The sequence below is a fragment of the Tunturibacter psychrotolerans genome (genome assembly GCF_040359615.1).
GTDB classification, from domain to species: Bacteria; Acidobacteriota; Terriglobia; order Terriglobales; family Acidobacteriaceae; genus Edaphobacter; species Edaphobacter psychrotolerans.
Map to the genome: position 1 here is coordinate 4,799,342 of NZ_CP132942.1, position 19,837 is coordinate 4,819,178.

Here is a 19,837-nt window from a genome sequence, read left to right on the forward strand (position 1 = left end):
TCGAATGCTCTCCCCAAAAGGCCCGCGTCCAGCGGGCCTTTCTATTTGCGCGCTAAGACATCTGCCGCGACGAACACGAAGAACACTACCGAAATCACGCCGTTCAGCGTAAAGAAAGCCGCATTCATTCGCCGCAAGTCCTTCGGCGAAATAATCGAGTGCTCATACAACAGCAGGCCCGCAACAAGCGCAACTCCCAACATTGTGATCCGTCCCAATCCGAACAATTCCATCAGCCAGCAGAGCATCAGCAGCATCCCCACGTGCATCAAGCGCGCAATCCAGAACGCGGCCGTAATACCAAACGCCTGAGGGACGCTGTTCAATCCAACGCTACGATCATGCTCGAAATCCTGACATGCATAGAGCACATCAAATCCGCCAACCCACAGCAACACCGCAGCCGTCAGCACGATGATCCTTATGTCCAGCGATCCCCTAACTGCGATCCATGCCGCTGACGGCGCGATTCCCAACGCCAACCCCAACACAAGGTGCGACCACCGCGTCACACGCTTCATGTAGCTGTAGGCCAGCACCACCAGCAACGCAACAGGAGCAAGCTCCAGCGTCAACCGATTGAGCATCGCAGCGCCCAACAAAAAAAGCGCAATCGACACCACTACAAATCCCGCAACGAACCCATTGCTCAATGTGCCCGCAGGCAAAGCCCTCATCGCTGTACGCGGGTTAGCCGCATCCAGCTGCGCGTCCGCCAGTCGATTGAACGCCATCGCCGCAGACCGGGCAGCCACCATGCAGACAATAATCCAGCCCAGGACTCGCAGTGTCGGCCAGCCACCCGCCGCCAGCATTGCTCCTGTCAGCGCAAACGGCAGCGCAAACACCGAATGCTCCCACTTGATCATCTCAAGCGTTACAACCGTACTCTTCCACAACGATGCCATCTCTCCATCGTAAAAGAGACAGGCCACGCCGACCTAATCGACGTGGCCCCGAAACGTCCAAAACCGATTTATTTGTCCGATTTCTCCGCCTCACCACCAACTACCTCCAGGTTGTTCACCACCTTGAACACACCCGGAACGCCATTCGCTCGTATATTCGCCACATCCTTATCTGATTGGCTATCCACCACGCCCGACAGGGTCACATTCCCATTCACCACCGTAATCCGAATCGGCTTCGCCGGGTCGATAGCATATTTGTTCAACTGCGGAAACCCATAGATCGACCGCGCCTCTGCCAATCGAATCCGATCATCCATCGGCGACACAGGCGCCACCTCCACGTTGTCGATCACGTCTTTCACGCCCTGATAGTTTTCAACGAGGCTAAGTGCCGAATCCTTATCCGTTGGCCCATACGCGGTACCACCCAAAGTCACAACGCCCTTCTCGACGCCGATCGTAAACGCGTTGAACGCCGTTGTCCCATATCCCACCCGGTCATATGCCAGCTTCTCCGCCAACTTATTCCGCAGAGTCACATCGTCAACTTCAGGCCCAGCAACCTCAATCAAATTTTCGACACCCTTCACATTCTTGCGATGGTGCGCGCGATCGTCCGCGTCCATCTTTGCACTGTAAAGCTCCACCGTTCCCGTCAACGTCACCACGCCGTTCTGCACCGAACTCTTCACATCTTTGAAGCGCTTGCTATCCAGCGCCTTCGTCACATCGACCTCAATCTGCGCATCGTTCGGCCCTGGGCTAACACTACTGGCCGTGCTCTGCGCCACGCCAATCGATGACCCGCCCAGCATAGCCAGACCGGCAAATCCCAGCGCACAGACGCACGCAAAATTCTTCACCCTCTCCATACCTGCCTCCGGAAACTCCTAGCGCCGCGATAAACGACCTGAAGCCTCATCATTCACACTCATACGATGCAGCATCCGCTCAGCGCGCTAACGATACCTTCTTCGCAGCTTATAAACAATACTGAATACGCCCGATTCATCACGCGCCACCACAATCGAGTTGTCGTGATTCAGGTCATACTGCACCTGAATTAACTGCTGCGCCGAAGTATTTACATTGGTCGCAAACGTGGCGGTAATCTGCCGCGACAACTGCTGTTGTACAGTAATCCTCGCTGACGACCCGCCCAGCGTTCCCACAAACGCCGGATCTATCTTCACGCTCCCCACACCGAACAGCTTCTCTACGCGATTGCTCACCGTAGCGTTCAACGCACCACCCAGCAGCGCACTCGTCGTCGGATCGGTCCCCTGCTGAGCCTGCCGCTCCTGATAAAGCTGAGCTTCCTCCTGCGTCCTACCCAACGCCAACAGCGCAAACACATCCGACTCGCTCAGCGGCGGCTCCGACCGATACGTTGGCTTCAGGTTCGTCGCCGTCCCATGCAGCCCGATCGTAATATCGTAGTTCTCCACCTGCGCCGTCGCATCCAGATCAATAATCGGATCGATCCGCACCGGGTTCGTAAAATAGATCTCTCCGCGCTGTAGCTGATACTTCGTGCCCGCAAACGTCGCACTCCCCTCGTTGATCTCGATGCGCCCCAGCACAGAAGGCACCGCCGCCGTCCCGCGAATCTGCAGGTCCACGATCCCGGCCAGCTTGGCGTATGAGTTCTGAAAGTCCAGCTGCGGCGCACTCGTTACATGCACGTCAAGCCGAATCTTGTTTGCCGGCGTGTTCGGATCAGGCGGCGGAGCCACTCCACCCGCGGAGCCGAACGCCGCAAAATCCACGTCCGCTCCCACGCCAAACCGAGTAATCAAAATCGTTCCACTCAACAACGCGCTGTCCGGCGCTCCCTGCAGCTTCAGATTCGCGTTCGCCGTCGCGCTCAACCCATACAACCGCACCCGAACCACATCGCCAGTCGCCGAAAGATCAGCATACAAACCCTTCTTATAGCGAATGAACCCACCGATCTTTAGCGTGCCTCCACCCGTCGTCGCGGTCAGGCTCTGCACCTGCAGCCGGTCGTCGCTGAACACCAGCGTGCCGTTCATATTACTCAACCCATTTGGTACCCCATCGACCGCAACATTCACGTTGTCGAACTGCACCTTCCCCGCCAGTTGCGGATTCATCACATACCCGCCGGCACTCACGGTGAACTCCACCTTGCCAGTCGAAAGAATGTCCGAATCGAAGGTGTGAAGCAGCGTCATACTCACGCTTCCCTTCGCGCTCACATCCAGCTTGCCGCCCTTTGGATCCGTCGATCCAAACAGCTGCCCCGTCCCGCTCGCCCGCATGTCCGTATCCTGCCCGGTAATATGAACCTGATCGAGCGTCGCCAAACCATCGCGCAGCCCCACGCGCAGCGGCTCAGCCGCCTTCAGTTCTATCCCCTGCAACTTCACATCCACCTGGCTGAACTCTGCCTCCCCACTCAGCGCCTTCGGTGTCTTCAGCGGCCCACTCACAGTAGCTGTTCCGTTGATCAAGGACTGCGCCTTCATCGTCGCCGGCCCAAACATCGCCAACGGCTTGCCGATATCCAGCCCAGATAGCGTCATCTTCGCCTGCATCTGGTAATCACCATCCAGCCGCGTCTGTCCCGAAGCATCCAGCTTCGCCCCCACCAGCGTCGAGTTCGCCGTGAAGTACACGATGTCTCCCTGGCTATGCGCCTCCACCGCGGCCTCACCAATCCCCTGTCCCCGATAAGTCACGCCACGCAGTGTTACATTCGCCTTCAACCCGGGCTGCGTCAGCGTTCCATTCGCATCCGCAAGCATGTTCACAGTGCCGTCAACCTCGCTCTCGGTCTTCTTCACCGTCTCGAACTTCGACAGCAAAATGTCGTGCCCCTCCACATGTCCATGCAGACGGTCTGTGCCCATGTCGTATCCGCCATTACCTGCAATCTGCACGCCATGCAGCCGCAAGACCACATTCTTGGCTTCCAGATCTTTCCCCTGCACCGTCACATCAGCCAAAGCCGACTCATATGGCTCTCCATAAGCGACACCATTCATCAGCGAAAGGTGGCCTTCCCCACTCAAACTCCTCAGCGTTCCTTCTGCGTGGCCATTCAACGCAACCAATCCCGTCAGCGGCACCTTCTCCTGCTGCCCTGCAATCTGCAAAACGTCGACAACCTGCGCGTTCGCCAGCTGCGCCTTCGCATCCAAAGACATCCCGTCATCCCACAGATAGGTCGCAACCCCGCGCCGCGACACCACCTTACGTGGCGCGATCTTACCCTCCACATTCAGTACCGCAGTCCCACGCTTGATCGTCGAGTTCGCCACGATCACTCCAGTGTTCGGCGAGTACTCCGCATCCGTCACCACCGAATCGATCAGCACATCCGTCGTTCCCAGCGCGAACTCCGCGTTCGTCGCTTGTAGATGGCCCTTCACATCCAAATTCGCAATCTTCCCCTGCGCCGTTCCATTGAACTGCATCGCGCCATGCAGCACTACCGGAATAGCCGCCGCACCCCGCTTTCCATTTCCCTCCAGGTCCAGCGTAGTCAGCAACTGGTTGTACTCCGATAGATCCCGCACCGTCATATCGACTCGCAAATCAGTCAGCGGGTCGCCCTCATTCACCCCCAATATTCCCGACGCCTCAAAGTTCATCTCTGGCATCTGCAGCGAGATCCGCTGAATTCGAACCGTCTCATTCCGGCCCGTGTAATGCGCCTGCGTCTGCCCGGTCACTGGCACATCATTCAACGCTCCCGGGCGTTTCACCCCCGTCGGCGCAAACGTCAAACTCCCATCCACCTCCACCGTCTGATCGATACTCTTCGCCGGCCCGCCCCACTCTACCGTCACTGGCCCGCTGACTGCTGTGTCGAATCCCAGGTCGCCATAGTGCTCAGGCGCTGTCACATCCATAATCGTTCGCAGTGGAATCTTTGTAACCATCGCCTTCAGGTATGCATGCGCAACCTGCACCGGCGGCACCTTCACTGGCTCCGTGATCGGCTCCTTTGCCCCTATCGTTTTGGCTGTCGTATTCGCTGTCGTCACAGCGGCCTTGGCCGTTGAGGAGCTGACCGTAACATCCTGCGGCGGAACCTCGCCCAGCCAGTTCACAATGCGCAAATCACCCGCCGCACTTCCACCGCCGGGCAGATATCCCGTAAGTGCCGTCAGCAACAACTCGGTTGGCGTAACGTGCAGTGTCCCGCCGCCATCAATATCGTGCAATCGCACATTTTGATCCCTGTAGGCAGCCTTATGAACTTTCGCCGTTCCAGCCAGCAGATACCCGGCCACACAATCCGGATCAGGCGGCAATGGCCGCGGCGGCACTCGCGTCTCCTTCGGATGGCTTCGCTCCCAAAAAGGAGGATGTTTCTGCGCAACCGAAGGCGACGTCGCGCAGTTATGCCCGTTCAAATCCAGATCGATCGTACCCGCATTCAAACCATCCACATCCGCGAGCACAGAGATCTGCTTCACTTCGATCGTGCCCGTCACCTTCGCCTGCCACTCCGGTTTGGCAAAGTGTTTGAAACTCCCGGTAGCATCCAGCTTCGAGCTCTTCCCAGTCGTGAAGTCCAGTCGCTGCAGGTCAATCGCGTCTCTTCCCAACTCCACCACCAGACTCAACGCTGACTGCGCCTCCACCTGCTTACCCATCTTCGTCCGCAGATCCTTCAAATCCACCGTCGCGCCGTAGCGATCCGTCGCAGCGATATAGTGCACCTCCGCACTCAGATCCCGAGCCGCAAGATGAAACGGGATCGCCCGGTTATTCAGCAGCACCAATCCATTCGACAGCGTCACCTCCTCCGCCTTCAGATCCAGCAGCGTGTCTGTGACCGACGTCTTACTCGTGTTCCGATGTTTCGGTACCGGCTGGTTCGTCTTCCCATCCTTGTCCACGATCAGATGAAACTGTGGATGCTCCACGCCCAGATAGTTCAGTCGTATGTGCGACGAGATCCCGCTCCCAGCCACATGCGTGAAGAAGTCGAAGATCTGCACTCGAAGCAGAATCTTGTTCACCGCAAGATAAGGAGCCTCACCCGGCCCCTCCAACCCGTGAATCACCAGCCCATCGGCCTCAACCGCAAGGTGCCACAGATCAAAGCTGATCTCGCCAAGTTCGACTCTCCCGCCCGTGGCGTCTTCCAGGACTTTGACGACCTCCTTCCCAACTCGCCGATTGAAGTCAGTCGTCTTCGAGTACCACGCAAATAACCCAAACAACACCAGCACCGTAACCAGCAGCACCACCACTATCCAACCAATCCAGACCAACATCCGCTTCGCCAGCGACCGCTTCACCTTCGCGACCTCGCCGGCAACCTTTGCCTCCAGCTCCTCCTTCTTTTCTTCGAGTCTTTTCTCCAGATCGCTCATGGCGCCACCTCACCTGGAGTCATAATTTTCACGCTGCCCTGCGCCCGCAGCGACTTCAACCAATCCACCAGAAGAGCGCCCACCCGCTGCTGCAGCTCCACCTCTTCAATCCTCTTCGAGATCGTATCCAGCTTCGGAGGAGTCACATTCCGTTTCGCATACTCCGGCAGCATCCTCTTCTCATAAAACTCCTTGATCTCCGCATCCGAGATCTTGATCCCATTCCGGAAGCGCACCTCGATAAACTTCAGCAACTCCATCCGCTGCCGCCAACGCTCTCGAAACTCCTCTTCAGTAAACCCGTGAGCACCCAGAAACTTCTTCCACCCATCCTCGGTTTCACAGTGATACTGCAGCTTGCAATCGGGAATATCCTTCCGCAACGTCATCAGCTGGTCGTCGAGGTCTTTGTCGGAGACCGCATCCTCCGGCTCCAGCGCCGCTTGCTGCAAAATCAAAGCCCGATCCACCAGCCGCTCAAGAACTCTCTCCCTGGTGTTATCTCCCGTAACTCGTCGATAAGGTTGAATCTCTTCAAACCGACGCTCCTCATCCACATCACTCTCGAGAATCACATCGTCGTTCACCACCGCAACCACGCGATCCAGCACCACTCCCTGCTGCGCAACCGAATCAGGCGCAGCATTTAGTGTCGAACTCGCAGCCCCAGTCTGCGATGTCGCGGCCTGCCCAGAGGTCGCTTGCACCGAAGCCCAGACCGGCACCCCCATCAACACAGGCGCCGTCGCGAACGCCACCAGCAACAACCGCTCCATCGTATTGTGCGTCATCCAACGCATCTAGAAGCTCTCTCCAATGCTGAAGAAAAAGTTGAAGTGTGAAGCCTGGCTCTCATGCGGAGGGCTATTGTTGAAGTCGTAAATAATCGGATATACCGGTGGATTAAGGTTATAGCTGAAGTCCACACGAACCGGCCCCACCGGCGTCCGGTAGCGCGCCCCCAGCCCCACGGCATGCGAAAAATAATTGAAGTCACAGGTCCCAATACTCCCCGACACATTCGCGCACGTCTGCTTGTTCGGCTGAGTGAATCGCGTGAAACTTGGAAACATGTCCTTCGCATTCTGAAACACGTTGCCCATATCATGAAAGATCACGAAGTTCACGTTATTGCCCACCACCGGCAACGTCTGCGCCGGTAGCCGCAGTTCAAACGTATTCACAAATGCCGCCGAACCACCCACCGGAAAACCTGTCTGCAAGTCCCTTGGCCCCGCCCCATTGATCGGAAATCCTCGATGCGAGTTCGCGCCGCCCGCGTATAGCCGCTCCGGCAACGGAATCGCGTTGCAGCTCGGATTCGTCGTCAACAAAACGCCAACGCATGCATCGCTTCCCGCGTTCGGATTGGTCCCCGACGCCTTCTCATACCCAATCCTGGTCTCGCGTGCGAACACATACCTCAGCTTGCCAAACCGGTAGTACGTCGAGTTCGTTCCATCCAGCTTCCAGAAATCCGTCTGCGACCCAAACTTCGACGACGCCACAAATCCCTGTATCGTTGAGTACTCTCCCTTCACCGCATCCAGCGGACCCGGCGACCGCGTATCGTGAAACCACGTAACTCCCGGCCCACCTACGCGAACTGGCTGCGACAGCAGCGGAATCAGATCTGCCGACACCTGCAGGCTGTTCGGGTCAACCTTTACGCGGCGATACAGGAAGTCGTAAATAAACGTATGCGTCCGCCGCCACTTCTCCGTGATTCGAAAATCACCCTGCAGCGTCGACGCCGCAAACGTCGTGATGTCCTGTACATTCGAATACCCGCCAGAGATCGCCGCGCTGAAATTTTTGCTCCCATATAGATGCGGATTCTGCAGCGTCAAAATCGCCACCTGCTCCAGCAATCCATACGACGTATGCAGCGTCAGCGAATCCTCGGTTCCCCGCAGATTGATCCTCGACACATCCAGCGAAACCCGTGGGCTCACGCCGGGCTTGCCCTCCGGAGACAGTTGGTTACAGGGATAGGGCAGTCCAAGCTGGATGCACGACGCCTCCGAGATCGTTCCAGGCTGCGGCGTTCCCGTCTGCGCTTCGAAGCCGAACCCGTAGGTTACGTTCCACCGCTTCGCCTCCGTCACCTGCAGCACCACGTTCTTCTGCGGAGCGTCTCCCGCGGGATTCTGCACCGCCGCAATCACTTCATTGAACAACGCAATGTTATATAGATTTCTCTGCGTCTGGAGCAGAGCCGTCTGGTCCAGCGGGTCACCCCCATGCACCAGAATCTGTTGAGCCACAACACTCGGCTTGGTCTTCTCCACTCCAGACAGCAGTACGCGGTTCACAAACACCTGCTGCCCCTCGGTCACATCCAACGACACGTCCGTCTTGTCCGCGTCCGCTGCCTCCTTTGTCTGCTTGATCTCAACCTTCACCTGGTCGAATCCATGCGCCAGGTAGTACTGCAGCACCGTATCGCGGTCGCCCGACAGCGTCACCAGTGAAAAAGGCTGGCCCTGCTGAGCATTCATTAATCCCCGCACGTCCGGCAGCCGGCTCGCATCCACTCCCACCAGGTCCACTTTGCCGAACTTCTGTTGCGGCCCTTCAACGATCGTGAAGGTCACAGCAATCTCACCCGCCTTCAGTGGCTTTCCGTCTTTACCGACGGTTACATCTTTTACATCCGTCGTAATTTTCGCCTCATCAAAACCATTCGCCCGATACAACGCTTGAATCGCACTCACATCGCCGGACACCAGCGCCGGACTATACCGTCCACTCCGCTGATACGCATTCGACTTCTGCACCCGCATCCGCTCATGCAGCAGATCGTCCGTGAAGTATTTATTTCCCTTTAGGTCCACCGCAACGACCTTGTGCTTCACCCCGAGCTCTACAGTAAATACAACCTGCTCCGTCGTCGTACCGTTCCCCACAACCTTCACTGCTACCTTCGCATCGAAGAACCCCTGCTGTTGTTCGAAGTCGCGAATGTTGAAGACGCCCTCGTTCAGCAGATCGTTATCAATCGTCCCTTCCTCGAAGATCGGGACCAACAGATGCAGGCGACCCGTCGAAATCTTGGCACCCTCCACTGACACCTTCACCTGCGGCCCCTGGTTCGCATGGAACTCGTAATCAACCTTGTCCCGCACATTGTCATACGTCTGCTTCTGCAGCGAAACCGTCGCCTCTAGTCGATCTTTCTTCTGGTACAGCTTCCGCAGCCGGTCCAGCGCATTGCTGGTCGAATCGCGCCGCACCTTGCTATTCTCCTTCAGCTTCGACTGTTTCTGGAACTCTTCCGGCGTCAACCCCGTGTCGTCGCCCACAAGCTTAACCTGTCCCACTCTTGCCTGCGGCCCAATTGAAACCGTATAGGTTACATTTATCTGGTGGCCTACTTCATCGGTCTCCGACTTCACTGAGACCGTCGGCTCGTAATACCCCTGCTGCTGCAGAATCTCCTTGATCCCTTCCGTTCCCGCCGGTATCTGTGAGTCGGTGAACGCCGTCCCGGGCGAAAGTTTTGTCGCAAACTCCAGCAGCGGACCCAGGCGCTCGTTCTTTACTCCAGCAATCGTCACTCGCCCCACGTAGTACCGCGCCACGCCAGCAAAGATCAGCGTTACCTGATCCCCCTGTCGCACGCCACGAAGCGCAATGTCCCGATACCGCCCGCTCGCAAACAATCGCCGCAGACTGGCACGTACCTCCTGCGGATCCAGCGGCTGACCAACCTTCTGGGATAGCTCCTTCGGCAGCGTATCAGTCGCATCGAACGTCACGCCCTCGAACAGGATCTTTTCGACAATGAGCCCCTTCCACTGCCACACCGAAGTCGTCGGCTCCGCATCTTGAGACGTATCTGTCTTCTTCTCCTCAACTGGCTTGGTCTGTGGCCCCTGCGTCGGAGTCGCTCCTGCGCCGGTCGATCCCGGAGTGGCATTCTGCGAATCAGGAGGCGTCGGAGTCTGCGGCACCTCCTGTCCAGCGGCCACACCCACCATCACCCACAATCCAAGCCACAACGCCGCCGCGCCACATCCGCACCTCATCCACCGTGATATTCGCGCACGACCTCGAAGCACCTGACCCAAAAAACCACCCATAATTCCTTATCTAATTTGAGGAGCCCAGCAAGTCTTTCATGATGCACAGCGAGTCCGCATCCGAAGCTGCGCAATCGCGGCAACTCTCCTTCTCCTTAGGATGCCGAAAGCCTTTGGGCTGCAGCCGAGTTTTCCTGCACATCCGTCCTTCCCTATACTACGAAACAGCCGTCTTTTTTAGACGGTGCGATCTTCATCATGTCAAAGCATCCCGCAACCACCTTTGAAGAACGGCCCGCGAGCATCCACATCGGCACCCCCGCCGACACGCTGCCCTCCGAAACGCCCCTGCCTAACCCCACCGACCGCGCCATCCCCGAGTCGGACCGCTACTCCCGCCAGATTCTCTTCCCCGGCATCGGAGCCGCCGGCCAGCATCTCCTCGCCTTCGCCCACGTCGCCATCATCGGCATCGGAGCCACCGGAGCCGCCACTGCCTCTCTCCTCGCCCGCGCCGGCGTAGGCACCCTCACCCTCATCGACCGCGATTTCGTCGAGCCCTCCAACCTCCAGCGCCAGATCCTCTTCGACGAGGCCGACGCCCGCGAAGCCCTCCCCAAGGCCGAAGCCGCCCGCCGCAAGATCGCCCTCTTCAACTCGGCTGTCTTGGTGCACTCTCACATCGCAGACCTCGTCCCCGCCAACATCCACGAGCTCCTCGCATCCGCCCATCTCGTCCTCGACGCCACCGACAACTTCGAGACCCGCTACCTCCTCAACGACTACTGCGTCCAGCAATCCAAACCCTGGATCTACGCCGCAGCCATCGGCGCCTACGCCGCCACCATGAACATCCTGCCCAAACCTATCGACTCTTCAAAAGATGTCATTCTTAGCGATGGCGGCGAAGCCGCCGAGTCGAACAAAACCAGCATTCCATCTCAACGAGCGGAGCGAAGCGACGTACCAACCTACATCCCCACAGCCTGCCTCGCCTGCATCTTCCCCAAGCCGCCGACCGGCCCGGTAGAAACCTGCGACACCGCGGGAATTCTCTCCACCGCCGTCAACCTCGCAGCCTCCATCCAGACCACCGAAGCCCTCAAGCTCCTCACCAATCAGTCCCATCTCATGCGTCGCACGCTGCTCTCCCACGACCTCTGGTCGAACGAACAAAGCGAAATCACCACCACCACACCCAACTCCGCATGTACCGTCTGCGGCCAGCGCATCTTCACCCATCTCGCCGGCGTCGGTCGCCCTCACATCACTCTCTGCGGTCGCAACTCCGTCCAGATCCACGAGCACCATCGCCCAGTCGACTTCAAAGCCATGCGCGATCGCCTATCCCCCCACACCGACATCCGCGACCTCCGCTTCAACGAGCTCCTCCTCCGCTTCAAACGCGGCCCGCACACATTTACACTCTTCCCCGACGGACGCGCTCTCATTCAGGGCACCACCGACATCACCCTCGCGCGCTCCCTCTACGCCCGTTTCATCGGCTCATAAACCCTTTAGCCCTCATGTCTTGCCGCAAACAACCCTTCCCCCCTGTCCTCCATCCAACCTATCTGCGCAGTACATTACCTCCGTTTGCGGTAGGCTCGATGCAGGCGAAAACTTAAACTGTGAAATGACGAATCAGTCCGGAGTCTAGCTATGGACGTCCAAGGCCTACAAATGACCCAACAAACATCACCAACTCCCGGCGTCTTCAAACGCAATCCACCCATCGCGGGTGAAGCCGAAGCCATCGAAGCAGCAAAGAATGGCGATGCAGAAGCGTTCTCCCGTCTCTATGCCCTGCACAAACGCCGCGTTTACACCCTCTGTCTCCGCATGCTCGGCAACGTCTCTGAAGCCGAAGACATGACCCAGGAAGCCTTCCTGCATCTCTTCCGAAAAATCGGCAGCTTCCGTGGAGAGTCCGCCTTCTCCACCTGGCTTCACAGACTCACGGTAAACTTGGTCCTCATGCATCTCCGCAAAAAAGGCCTAAACCTGGTCTCGCTCGAGGAGACCATCAACCCATCGGAAGAAGACGCACCCAAGCGCGACTTCGGCAGCCGCGACCTCGCTCTCACCGGCTCAGTCGACCGCGTAGCCCTCGAGCGCGCCGTAGCTTCCTTGCCCCCCGGCTACCGCATGGTCTTTGTCCTGCACGACGTCGAGGGCTTCGAACACAACGAGATCGCCACTATGCTCGAGTGCTCCACCGGCAACAGCAAGTCGCAACTCCACAAGGCCCGCCTCAAGCTTCGCGAACTCCTCCGCCAGCCCGAAGCGGCTACTCAGCCGAACGGCCTCAAGGAGGTAGCAGTATGACTGAATTCCAATCGCTCGACTTCGACACCATGACCCCGGCCGACTTCGAGCAATATCTGCCTGAGTTCTTTGCCAACGGCGACGGTCACGTCAGCACCGACCCACGCCTCCAGACCTTCCTCAAAAACAATCCCGACTGCGCAGCTCTCGTCCGCGATCTCGAAGCGATAGCCGACCAGGCCCGCAGCCTCTTCGAGCCAACCGAAGAGCCCAGCGAAGCCGTCTGGAGCAACATTCAGAACAAGCTCAAACAAGGCGTCAGCGGTGAAGACGACCTCCCCGTTCCACAAACCGTATAGCCAATTTATGAACCCTATCGGCCACCTTTAGAGGTGGCCGATTGAGTTTAAGAAGTCGTCATCCTGAGCGGAGCGAAGGATCTCTGTATTTCGTCTTTGTTTTTGCGGTCGTTGTCATTGACCCCAACGTAAAGTACAACCGAACACCCATCCACATGCGACGCATTCAGGCAGACGGCAACTATCGAAAGTAGCCAGTCTTCGTGCGCACAACAACGTCCTGCTTGTCAGGCAGCTCCGCGTAAGCATCCGGCTTAAGCCGGAGCTCCAATTTGCAAAACGTCCCATCCGGCTTCACGTTCGTAGGCTTGTATCCCAGCGTGTACCGTCCCCGAAGCTGATCGATCAACTCGGCGAGCCGGTCCGCAACTTCCTTCTTGCTCGTATTCAGAACTGGCCCTCCCGTCTGATCCGCATACTTGCGGATGTCCCCCATATGCGCGACAAAGAAAAAAGCAACCATCACAGCATCCGTCTCCGCAGTGCGGTCGATCAACGCCGAGACCACCACCCCCGACCGCAGCAGGCTCGCCGTTGCCTCTTCCTTCGTATGCAAATACGCCGGAGCCTCCTTCCCCATGATCTTTCGCGTCCGCGAATTTTCCTGATTTGCGGTTCCGTCCGTGAGCCACACCAACACCTTTCTGCTTCCCGGGGTAGTCGACTTCATCGCCTCGTCCACGGCTTCATACATACTCTCGTGAATAAACGTGCCGTCGCCGGTCTTCATATTCGAAGCTTTTCCAATCGCATCCGCGGCAAGCGAACGGTCAGTAGTGAAACCCTGCAGCAGCTCCGCATGCGAAGAGAAGGCCATCACCGCCACCTCATCCTGCGGTTTCAGATGACCCAGCACCTCACGCGCACCCCCAGCAAGCGACGCAAGGGCCGGACGCACCGTCTCAGTCAGGTCAAACAGAAAGACCACCGACAGCGGCAGTTGATCATGACTGAAGTAAGTAATCTGCTGCGGAATTCCATCTTCCGACAGCACAAAATCGTCAGACTTCAGTGTTCCAATCAGATTCCCCGTCTTCTTGTTTTCAACCTCAGCATCGAGCACAACCAACTTAGCCGAGACGTGAATTGTGGATTGAGCATCCGCCTGAGCCGGCACCACATCCTGTCCATACATGCAACAGCAGGCTCCCATCGCCATACAAAGCAAAACTGAGCGCACAAGTAAACTCATGCCCCCAAATACGTCTACTAGCCTATCGAAGTTCCCAGGCACAATTAAAACTCAGTCAACAAATCACTCCGGCCAGCGAGGACGAAACCCGTCTCCTGTTGCGCCCTCGCCCCTCAAAAGTTTCACTTATTCTCTGTCTTGCGCACCACCGGCTGGTACTCACCCGGCACCATACGAAATGAGATCGCAATCCGGTTCCATCCATTGATCGCGATCACAGCCATCGTCAGATTCACCAGCTCCTCCTCCGAAAAGTGCTGCTTCGCATGCTCATACACTGCGTCCGGAACATGATCCACACTCACCAGAGTCACCGCCTCAGCCCACGCCAGAGCCGCCTGCTCGCGATCCGTGAAGAAGGGCGTCTCCCGCCACGCGTTCAACGCATAAAGCCGCTGCTCGCTCTCTCCCTTCGCACGCGCATCTTTCGAGTGCATATCCAAACAATATGCACACCCATTGATCTGCGACGCCCGCATCTTTACCAGTTCCAGCAGCGACGGCTCCAGCTTCGACGACTTACTAACAAACATCTCCAGACCCATCATCGCCTGATACGCCGCCGGAGAAGCCTTGTGAGGTTCCATTCTTGCTTTCATTGTTATTTCCTCCACACTCAGACTAGTAGAACTGTGGATCATCGAACAGGTCCATAATCAGACTACCGAGTAGTCCACTTTTCGTTCCTGTAATGAAGCAGAAAGCCCCATGCCCAAGACCGACACCTTTCAAGACCTCTCCCTCAACCCTCCACCAAACAACCAGGACCTCTGGCGCTGGCTCTACACCGAACTTCGCGCGGCCATCCTCGACGGCCGTCTCAAATCAGGCACCCGCCTCCCCTCAACCAGAAGCCTCGCCGACCAATATCAACTCTCGCGTGGCACCGTAGTCACAGCCTTCGATCAGCTTCAAGCCGAAGGCTACACCTCTACCGAAGTCGGCTCCGGAACCTACGTCACCCTCGGCCTCCCCGACCGCGCAATGAAAGCAATCCCCACCCGCAACACGCCCAACCTACCGCCCTCCAGAGCCAAAGTCTCCAAACGCACCCGCGCCATGCTCAAGGACGTACATGTCCTTCCCACATCGCACTCCATCGGCAAAGCCTTCCGCTCCTTCGAACCCGCAATCGATCTCTTCCCCACTGAACTCTGGGCACGCGTCGCCGCCCGAGTCCTTCGCCACGCGCCGCGCTCCCTCTACGGCCACGGAAGCGCCACCGGATATCAACCCCTCCGCCGCGTCATCGCCGAATACATCGGTTCCTCCCGCGGCGTCCACTGCACAGCCGAGCAGATCGTCGTCACCTCCGGCGCCCAGCAGGCCCTCGACCTCATCAGCCGCCTCCTTCTCGACCCCGGCGACCAGGTTTGGATGGAAGACCCCGGCTACTCCGGCGCATGGCAGACTCTCCGTGCCGCTGGCGCGAGAATCGTCCCCGTCCCTATAGACAGCGAAGGCCTCAACGTCACCGCGGCCCGCAAACTCGCTCCACAAGCGAAGATCGTCTACTGCACCCCAGCAAACCAATTCCCCTTGGGCATCACCATGTCGGCCGAGCGTCGCGTCGAACTGCTCCACTGGGCCTCCACCGCCGGCGCCTGGATCATCGAAGACGAATACGACGCCGAGTACCGCTACTTCGGCCGCCCCGTCGCAGCCCTTCAAAGCCTCGACCAATCCGGCTCCGTCATCTACGTCGGCACTTTCACCAAGATGCTCTTCAACGCACTTCGCATAGGCTTCCTCGTCCTGCCCCCACGCCTCGTCGAGATCTTCGAAGCAGCAAGAACTTTCGTAGACCGCCATCCCCCCACACTCGACCAAGCCATCCTCGCCGAGTTCATCTCCGAAGGCCACTTCCACCAGCACGTCCGCAAGATGCGCCAAACCTACGCCGAACGCATGTCGGTGCTAAAAGAATCCGCCCTCGCTCACCTCTCTGACCAACTCGACGTGGTAGACGCAGCCGCAGGCATGCGAACCATAGCGTGGCTGAAGACCCAAAAGACTAGCATCTCCGACAAAACCGCCGCCCAGCGAGCCACCAAACTCGGCCTCGAAGTTCTCCCCCTCTCAACCTTCGCCCTAAAACACACCACAAAACCCGCACTCATCCTGGGCTTCGCAGGCTGCAACCCAGCCGAACTCCGCCGCGGCATCTCCGTCCTCGCAACCGCACTTCGAACATCCACCAACTAACGACCCCTCCACACATCTCCACCCTTTGATGGATGGGCGATTTCCCTTCCGCCGCGTAGCATGGCTCCCTAATGGAACAACGCCGCCAGATGGGTTTAGCCGCCGCCCTCTCCGTCGTCACGGGCGAATCGATCGCGCTCGGCATCTTCCTCACTCCCGCAGCAATGGCAAGATCCCTGGGCTCTCCTCTCCTGCTAGCCGCCGTATGGTGCGGCATGGGCTTCATGACGCTTTGCGGAGCCATCTGTTACTCCGAACTAGCCATCACCTACCCGCTCACCGGCGGCGAGTATGTCTACCTCCGCCAGGGCTACGGCACCCGCCTCGCATTTCTCTACGGCTGGATGTCCGCCGCCGTCATGGATCCAGGCATCGCCGCCGCGCTTGCCGTGGGCGCAGCCCCCTACGTCCTTTCCCTCTTCGGTCTCCCCTCACGCGCGCAAATCGTCATCCCCGCCGTGATCCTCATCGGCCTCGCTCTACTCAACTACGTCGGCACTCGCCTTAGCCGTCGTGTCATGACAACCGCGAACCTGCTGAAGATCGCACTTCTCATATGCCTCGTCATCTGGGCATCGATCTCCAAACACGCTACCGTCGCAAACCTCTTACCCTTAACCGAACGCCGCCCAGGCTCCGAACCTCTCTTCGCTGCCGTCGCCGGAGCCATAATCAGCGCCTTCTTCAGCTTCGGCGGATGGTGGGAGGCCGCCAAGATCGCTGGCGAAGTCCGCAACCCGCGCCGCAACATGCCGCTCGCCTTCACCGGTGGCGTACTTCTCGTCACAGCCGTCTATCTCCTCGTCAGCGCTTCGTTCCTTATGGTCGTTCCACTCGAAAAGATCGTCTCCAACACCGCCTTCGTAGCCCAGTTCGGCGAAGCGCTCTTCGGCACAACCGGAGGCAAAGTCCTCTCCGCCTGCGTGCTTCTCTGCGTCCTCGGCGGACTCATGGCCATCACCATGGCCGCTCCACGCGTCTACTACGCTATGGCAAAAGACGGAGCCTTCTTCGCCCCCTTCGGCAAACTCCATCCCCGCTTCGGAACTCCCGCCAACGCCGTCCTCCTGCAAACAACCCTCGCCCTGTTGGTCCTCTGCTTCGGAGCCTTCAACCGCATCCTCTCCTTCATCATCTTTTCCGCTGTCTGTTTTCTCGCACTCTCCGTCACCACTCTCTTCCGCATGCCGCAGCCCGTTCGCCGATGGTGGTTCCCCGCCGCACCCATCGTCTTCCTCCTCGGCTGCACCATCATCAACCTCATGATCCTGATGCACGATCCCATCCCTGCCCTTGTAGGTCTGGTCATCGTGCTCTGCGGCGACCCGATCCGCCGTGTCTTCTTCGCGAAGACAACCATCAACACCAACCCGCTCCCCGAACAAATTCCATCCTGAAAGGAACACCGCACATGGCACACATCAAACTTCCCGAAGGTCTCCCCGGCATACGCGGCGCAATGGCCTTCCGCCCCGAAACCGCAAGGCCGCTCAACGATCTTGTAGAAGTCCTTCTCCACGCCCCCAACTCCCTCACCCCCGGCGACCGCGAATTGATCGCAACCTACGTCTCCTCCGAAAACGATTGCTACTACTGTCAAACCATCCACGGAGCCATTGCGGCCGCAAGCCTCAACGGTGACGAAGCGCTCGTCAAGCAGGTGAAACACGACTTCCACAACGCCGCCATCTCCGAAAAACTAAAAGCTCTCCTCGTCATCGCAGGCAAAGTCCAGCGCGGCGGCAAGCATGTCACCACCGAAGACGTCGCAGCCGCACGCGCACAAGGCGCAACCGACATCGAGATCCACGACACCGTCCTCATCGCCGCCGCCTTCTGCATGTTCAACCGCTACGTCGACGGCCTCGCCACCATCCAGCCACGCGACGAAGCCATGTATCGCGAGCGCGGCAAGTGGATCGCCCGCGAAGGATACGTCAACGTCAGCAAAGAATATCTACCAGCCGAAACCGCACACTAAGGAGACCTCATGCCCCACATCAAACTTCCCGAAGGCTTCGCAGGAATCAGCAGCGGATTCGTCTACCGCCCCGAAACCGCCAAACCCATGCGCGAGCTAGCCCACGTTCTCCTTCACGACTCCAACTCCCTAACCCCCGCCGAGCGCGAACTCATCGCAACCTACGTCTCCAGTCAGAACGACTGCTACTTCTGCCAGACCAGTCACGCCTCAGCTGCCGCCGCGCACCTCGGAAACGATTGGGGTCTAACCGAACAGGTAAGACAAAACTACGAACAAGCCCCCGTCTCAGACAAACTGAAAGCCCTCCTCACAATCGCGGGCAAAGTCCAACAAGGCGGCAAACATGTCACCTCAGAAGACGTCGCAAAAGCCCGCGAACAAGGCGCAACCGACCTCGAAATTCACGACACCGTCTTAATCGCCGCAGCCTTCTGCATGTTCAACCGCTACGTCGACGGCCTCGCCACCTGGCAGCCCGAAGACCCCGCAATGTACGCCAAAATGGGCCAACACCTGGCCACCGAAGGCTACCTGGCCCCATCGATAAAAGCCTGACTCCAAGCCGCTACCCAGGGCATATGAGTGTCTGCTTATGGACTCCCTCGTCCATAAGAGGACACCGCTTCACCCACTGTTTCCTCTGAACACCTCCAGAAGTCCAGCAAAAACTAGGAAACAGGCATTCCGCCGTCCAACAGCTTTGGTCGCTCACATGCTCCAACTCTCTCCAGATCCAATCGGCTGCGACCTGGAGTCTGTATGAGCTCTCTCATTCAAGACATACGCCACGCAATCCGCCAGCTACTCAAAAGTCCCGGCTTCACCATCACCGCAATTCTCTCTCTCGCCTGTGGAATCGCCGCAACGTCCGCCGTCTTCAGTGTCGTGTGGGGAGTTGTGATGAACCCCTATCCCTACGCCGCACCCGATCGCATGGTGCACTTCGGCCCCTGGCGGCACCACGGGCAACGGCTACAACGGTTTGGAGATCACCGCCGCGCAATGGCAACAACTGCGCCAGCTTCCCGCAATCACTTCCTCGCCCGCGCCACCGGCACCCAGATGGGCATCGGTGCCAACTCACGTGACGAAACCCTCTACCCCATTCTGGACAAGGACGCCGACGGCCAGCCCTTCGACGGCAGCAAGAGCGAATACCCGCTGCACTCTGCAAAAGGACAGTTTCTGCCCGTCAACGCCTTCTGGTCGCTGACCATGTACGACCTCCCGAGCCAGCTTCTGGTAAAGAATTCGATCAATCGCTATCTCATCAACTCGCCGATGCTGCCGCACCTCAAGCTCGACAAAGATGGCGGCCTCACGCTCTACATCCAGGCCGACTCCCCGGGAGCAGAGAAGCAAGCGAACTGGCTGCCCGCACCGAAGGTCCCTCATGCTGACCGTCCGCTATTACTGGCCGAAGGCTGAGCTGCTCGATGGCGATTGGAAGTCGCCATCCGTGCAGCGTCTCCCATACGTGTTCGACCGAAAGGCAGAATTAGTCCTCATCGACGCGCTTCTCCTCAGCAACGATAA

General features: G+C 58.3%; 15 protein-coding genes. 8 read left to right on the forward strand and 7 right to left on the reverse strand.

What is annotated here, in order from left to right; genetic code table 11:
- Positions 1 to 41: 41 nt before the first annotated feature.
- The 5 genes from RBB77_RS20260 to RBB77_RS20280 all read right to left on the reverse strand — a co-directional run bounded on the left by RBB77_RS20260 (position 42) and on the right by RBB77_RS20280 (position 10,299).
- Positions 42 to 908, reverse strand: a complete 867-nt coding sequence (locus RBB77_RS20260) for a UbiA-like polyprenyltransferase (protein WP_353063523.1) — start codon at positions 906 to 908, stop codon at positions 42 to 44.
- A 68-nt stretch (positions 909 to 976) separates the two neighbouring features.
- Positions 977 to 1,783 (reverse strand): BON domain-containing protein, encoded by an 807-nt coding sequence (locus RBB77_RS20265; protein WP_353063524.1) that lies wholly within the window; start codon positions 1,781 to 1,783, stop codon positions 977 to 979.
- Positions 1,784 to 1,870: 87 nt separating this feature from the next.
- Positions 1,871 to 6,268: a translocation/assembly module TamB domain-containing protein gene (locus RBB77_RS20270; RefSeq protein ID WP_353063525.1), complete on the reverse strand. Its 4,398-nt coding sequence runs from the start codon at positions 6,266 to 6,268 to the stop codon at positions 1,871 to 1,873.
- Positions 6,265 to 7,068, reverse strand: coding sequence for a SurA N-terminal domain-containing protein (locus tag RBB77_RS20275; protein WP_353063526.1), 804 nt, complete (start codon positions 7,066 to 7,068; stop codon positions 6,265 to 6,267). The genes RBB77_RS20270 and RBB77_RS20275 overlap by 4 nt, the downstream gene beginning before the upstream one ends.
- A complete protein-coding gene (locus RBB77_RS20280; RefSeq protein ID WP_353063527.1) occupies positions 7,069 to 10,299 on the reverse strand; it encodes a POTRA domain-containing protein in 3,231 nt (1,076 codons plus the stop codon).
- A gap of 252 nt (positions 10,300 to 10,551) precedes the next feature.
- Here RBB77_RS20280 and RBB77_RS20285 point away from each other — a divergent pair, with 252 nt between their 5' ends.
- The 3 genes from RBB77_RS20285 (at position 10,552) to RBB77_RS20295 (ending at position 12,920) form a co-directional block, all read left to right on the forward strand.
- Positions 10,552 to 11,805 carry a ThiF family adenylyltransferase gene (locus RBB77_RS20285; RefSeq protein ID WP_353063528.1) on the forward strand — a complete coding sequence of 418 codons (1,254 nt, stop codon included), beginning with the start codon at positions 10,552 to 10,554 and terminating at the stop codon, positions 11,803 to 11,805.
- Between the two features lie 150 nt (positions 11,806 to 11,955).
- Positions 11,956 to 12,621 carry an RNA polymerase sigma factor gene (locus tag RBB77_RS20290; RefSeq protein ID WP_434557081.1) on the forward strand — a complete coding sequence of 222 codons (666 nt, stop codon included), beginning with the start codon at positions 11,956 to 11,958 and terminating at the stop codon, positions 12,619 to 12,621.
- Complete coding sequence (locus tag RBB77_RS20295; protein WP_353063530.1) at positions 12,618 to 12,920, forward strand: hypothetical protein; 303 nt, start codon at positions 12,618 to 12,620, stop codon at positions 12,918 to 12,920. The genes RBB77_RS20290 and RBB77_RS20295 overlap by 4 nt, the downstream gene beginning before the upstream one ends.
- A gap of 181 nt (positions 12,921 to 13,101) precedes the next feature.
- Here RBB77_RS20295 and RBB77_RS20300 read toward each other — a convergent pair whose 3' ends face one another.
- Positions 13,102 to 14,100, reverse strand: a complete 999-nt coding sequence (locus RBB77_RS20300; RefSeq protein ID WP_353063531.1) for a VWA domain-containing protein — start codon at positions 14,098 to 14,100, stop codon at positions 13,102 to 13,104.
- A 134-nt stretch (positions 14,101 to 14,234) separates the two neighbouring features.
- On the reverse strand, positions 14,235 to 14,711 hold the full coding sequence (locus RBB77_RS20305; protein WP_353063532.1) for a carboxymuconolactone decarboxylase family protein: 477 nt from the start codon (positions 14,709 to 14,711) through the stop codon (positions 14,235 to 14,237).
- 109 nt (positions 14,712 to 14,820) lie between these two features.
- Between RBB77_RS20305 and RBB77_RS20310 the strand changes: the two genes are divergently transcribed.
- The 5 genes from RBB77_RS20310 to RBB77_RS20330 all read left to right on the forward strand — a co-directional run bounded on the left by RBB77_RS20310 (position 14,821) and on the right by RBB77_RS20330 (position 19,729).
- Entirely contained in the window at positions 14,821 to 16,317 is a 1,497-nt protein-coding gene (locus tag RBB77_RS20310; protein ID WP_353063533.1) for a PLP-dependent aminotransferase family protein, read from the forward strand.
- Positions 16,318 to 16,388: 71 nt separating this feature from the next.
- A complete protein-coding gene (locus RBB77_RS20315; RefSeq protein WP_353063534.1) occupies positions 16,389 to 17,714 on the forward strand; it encodes an APC family permease in 1,326 nt (441 codons plus the stop codon).
- 14 nt (positions 17,715 to 17,728) lie between these two features.
- Positions 17,729 to 18,298 (forward strand): carboxymuconolactone decarboxylase family protein, encoded by a 570-nt coding sequence (locus RBB77_RS20320; protein ID WP_353063535.1) that lies wholly within the window; start codon positions 17,729 to 17,731, stop codon positions 18,296 to 18,298.
- Between the two features lie 9 nt (positions 18,299 to 18,307).
- Positions 18,308 to 18,856 (forward strand): carboxymuconolactone decarboxylase family protein, encoded by a 549-nt coding sequence (locus tag RBB77_RS20325; protein ID WP_353063536.1) that lies wholly within the window; start codon positions 18,308 to 18,310, stop codon positions 18,854 to 18,856.
- Positions 18,857 to 19,060: 204 nt separating this feature from the next.
- The gene (locus RBB77_RS20330) at positions 19,061 to 19,729 is read left to right on the forward strand and encodes a DUF1214 domain-containing protein (protein ID WP_353063537.1); all 669 of its coding nucleotides are present in this window, start codon (positions 19,061 to 19,063) and stop codon (positions 19,727 to 19,729) included.
- Positions 19,730 to 19,837: the final 108 nt, after the last annotated feature.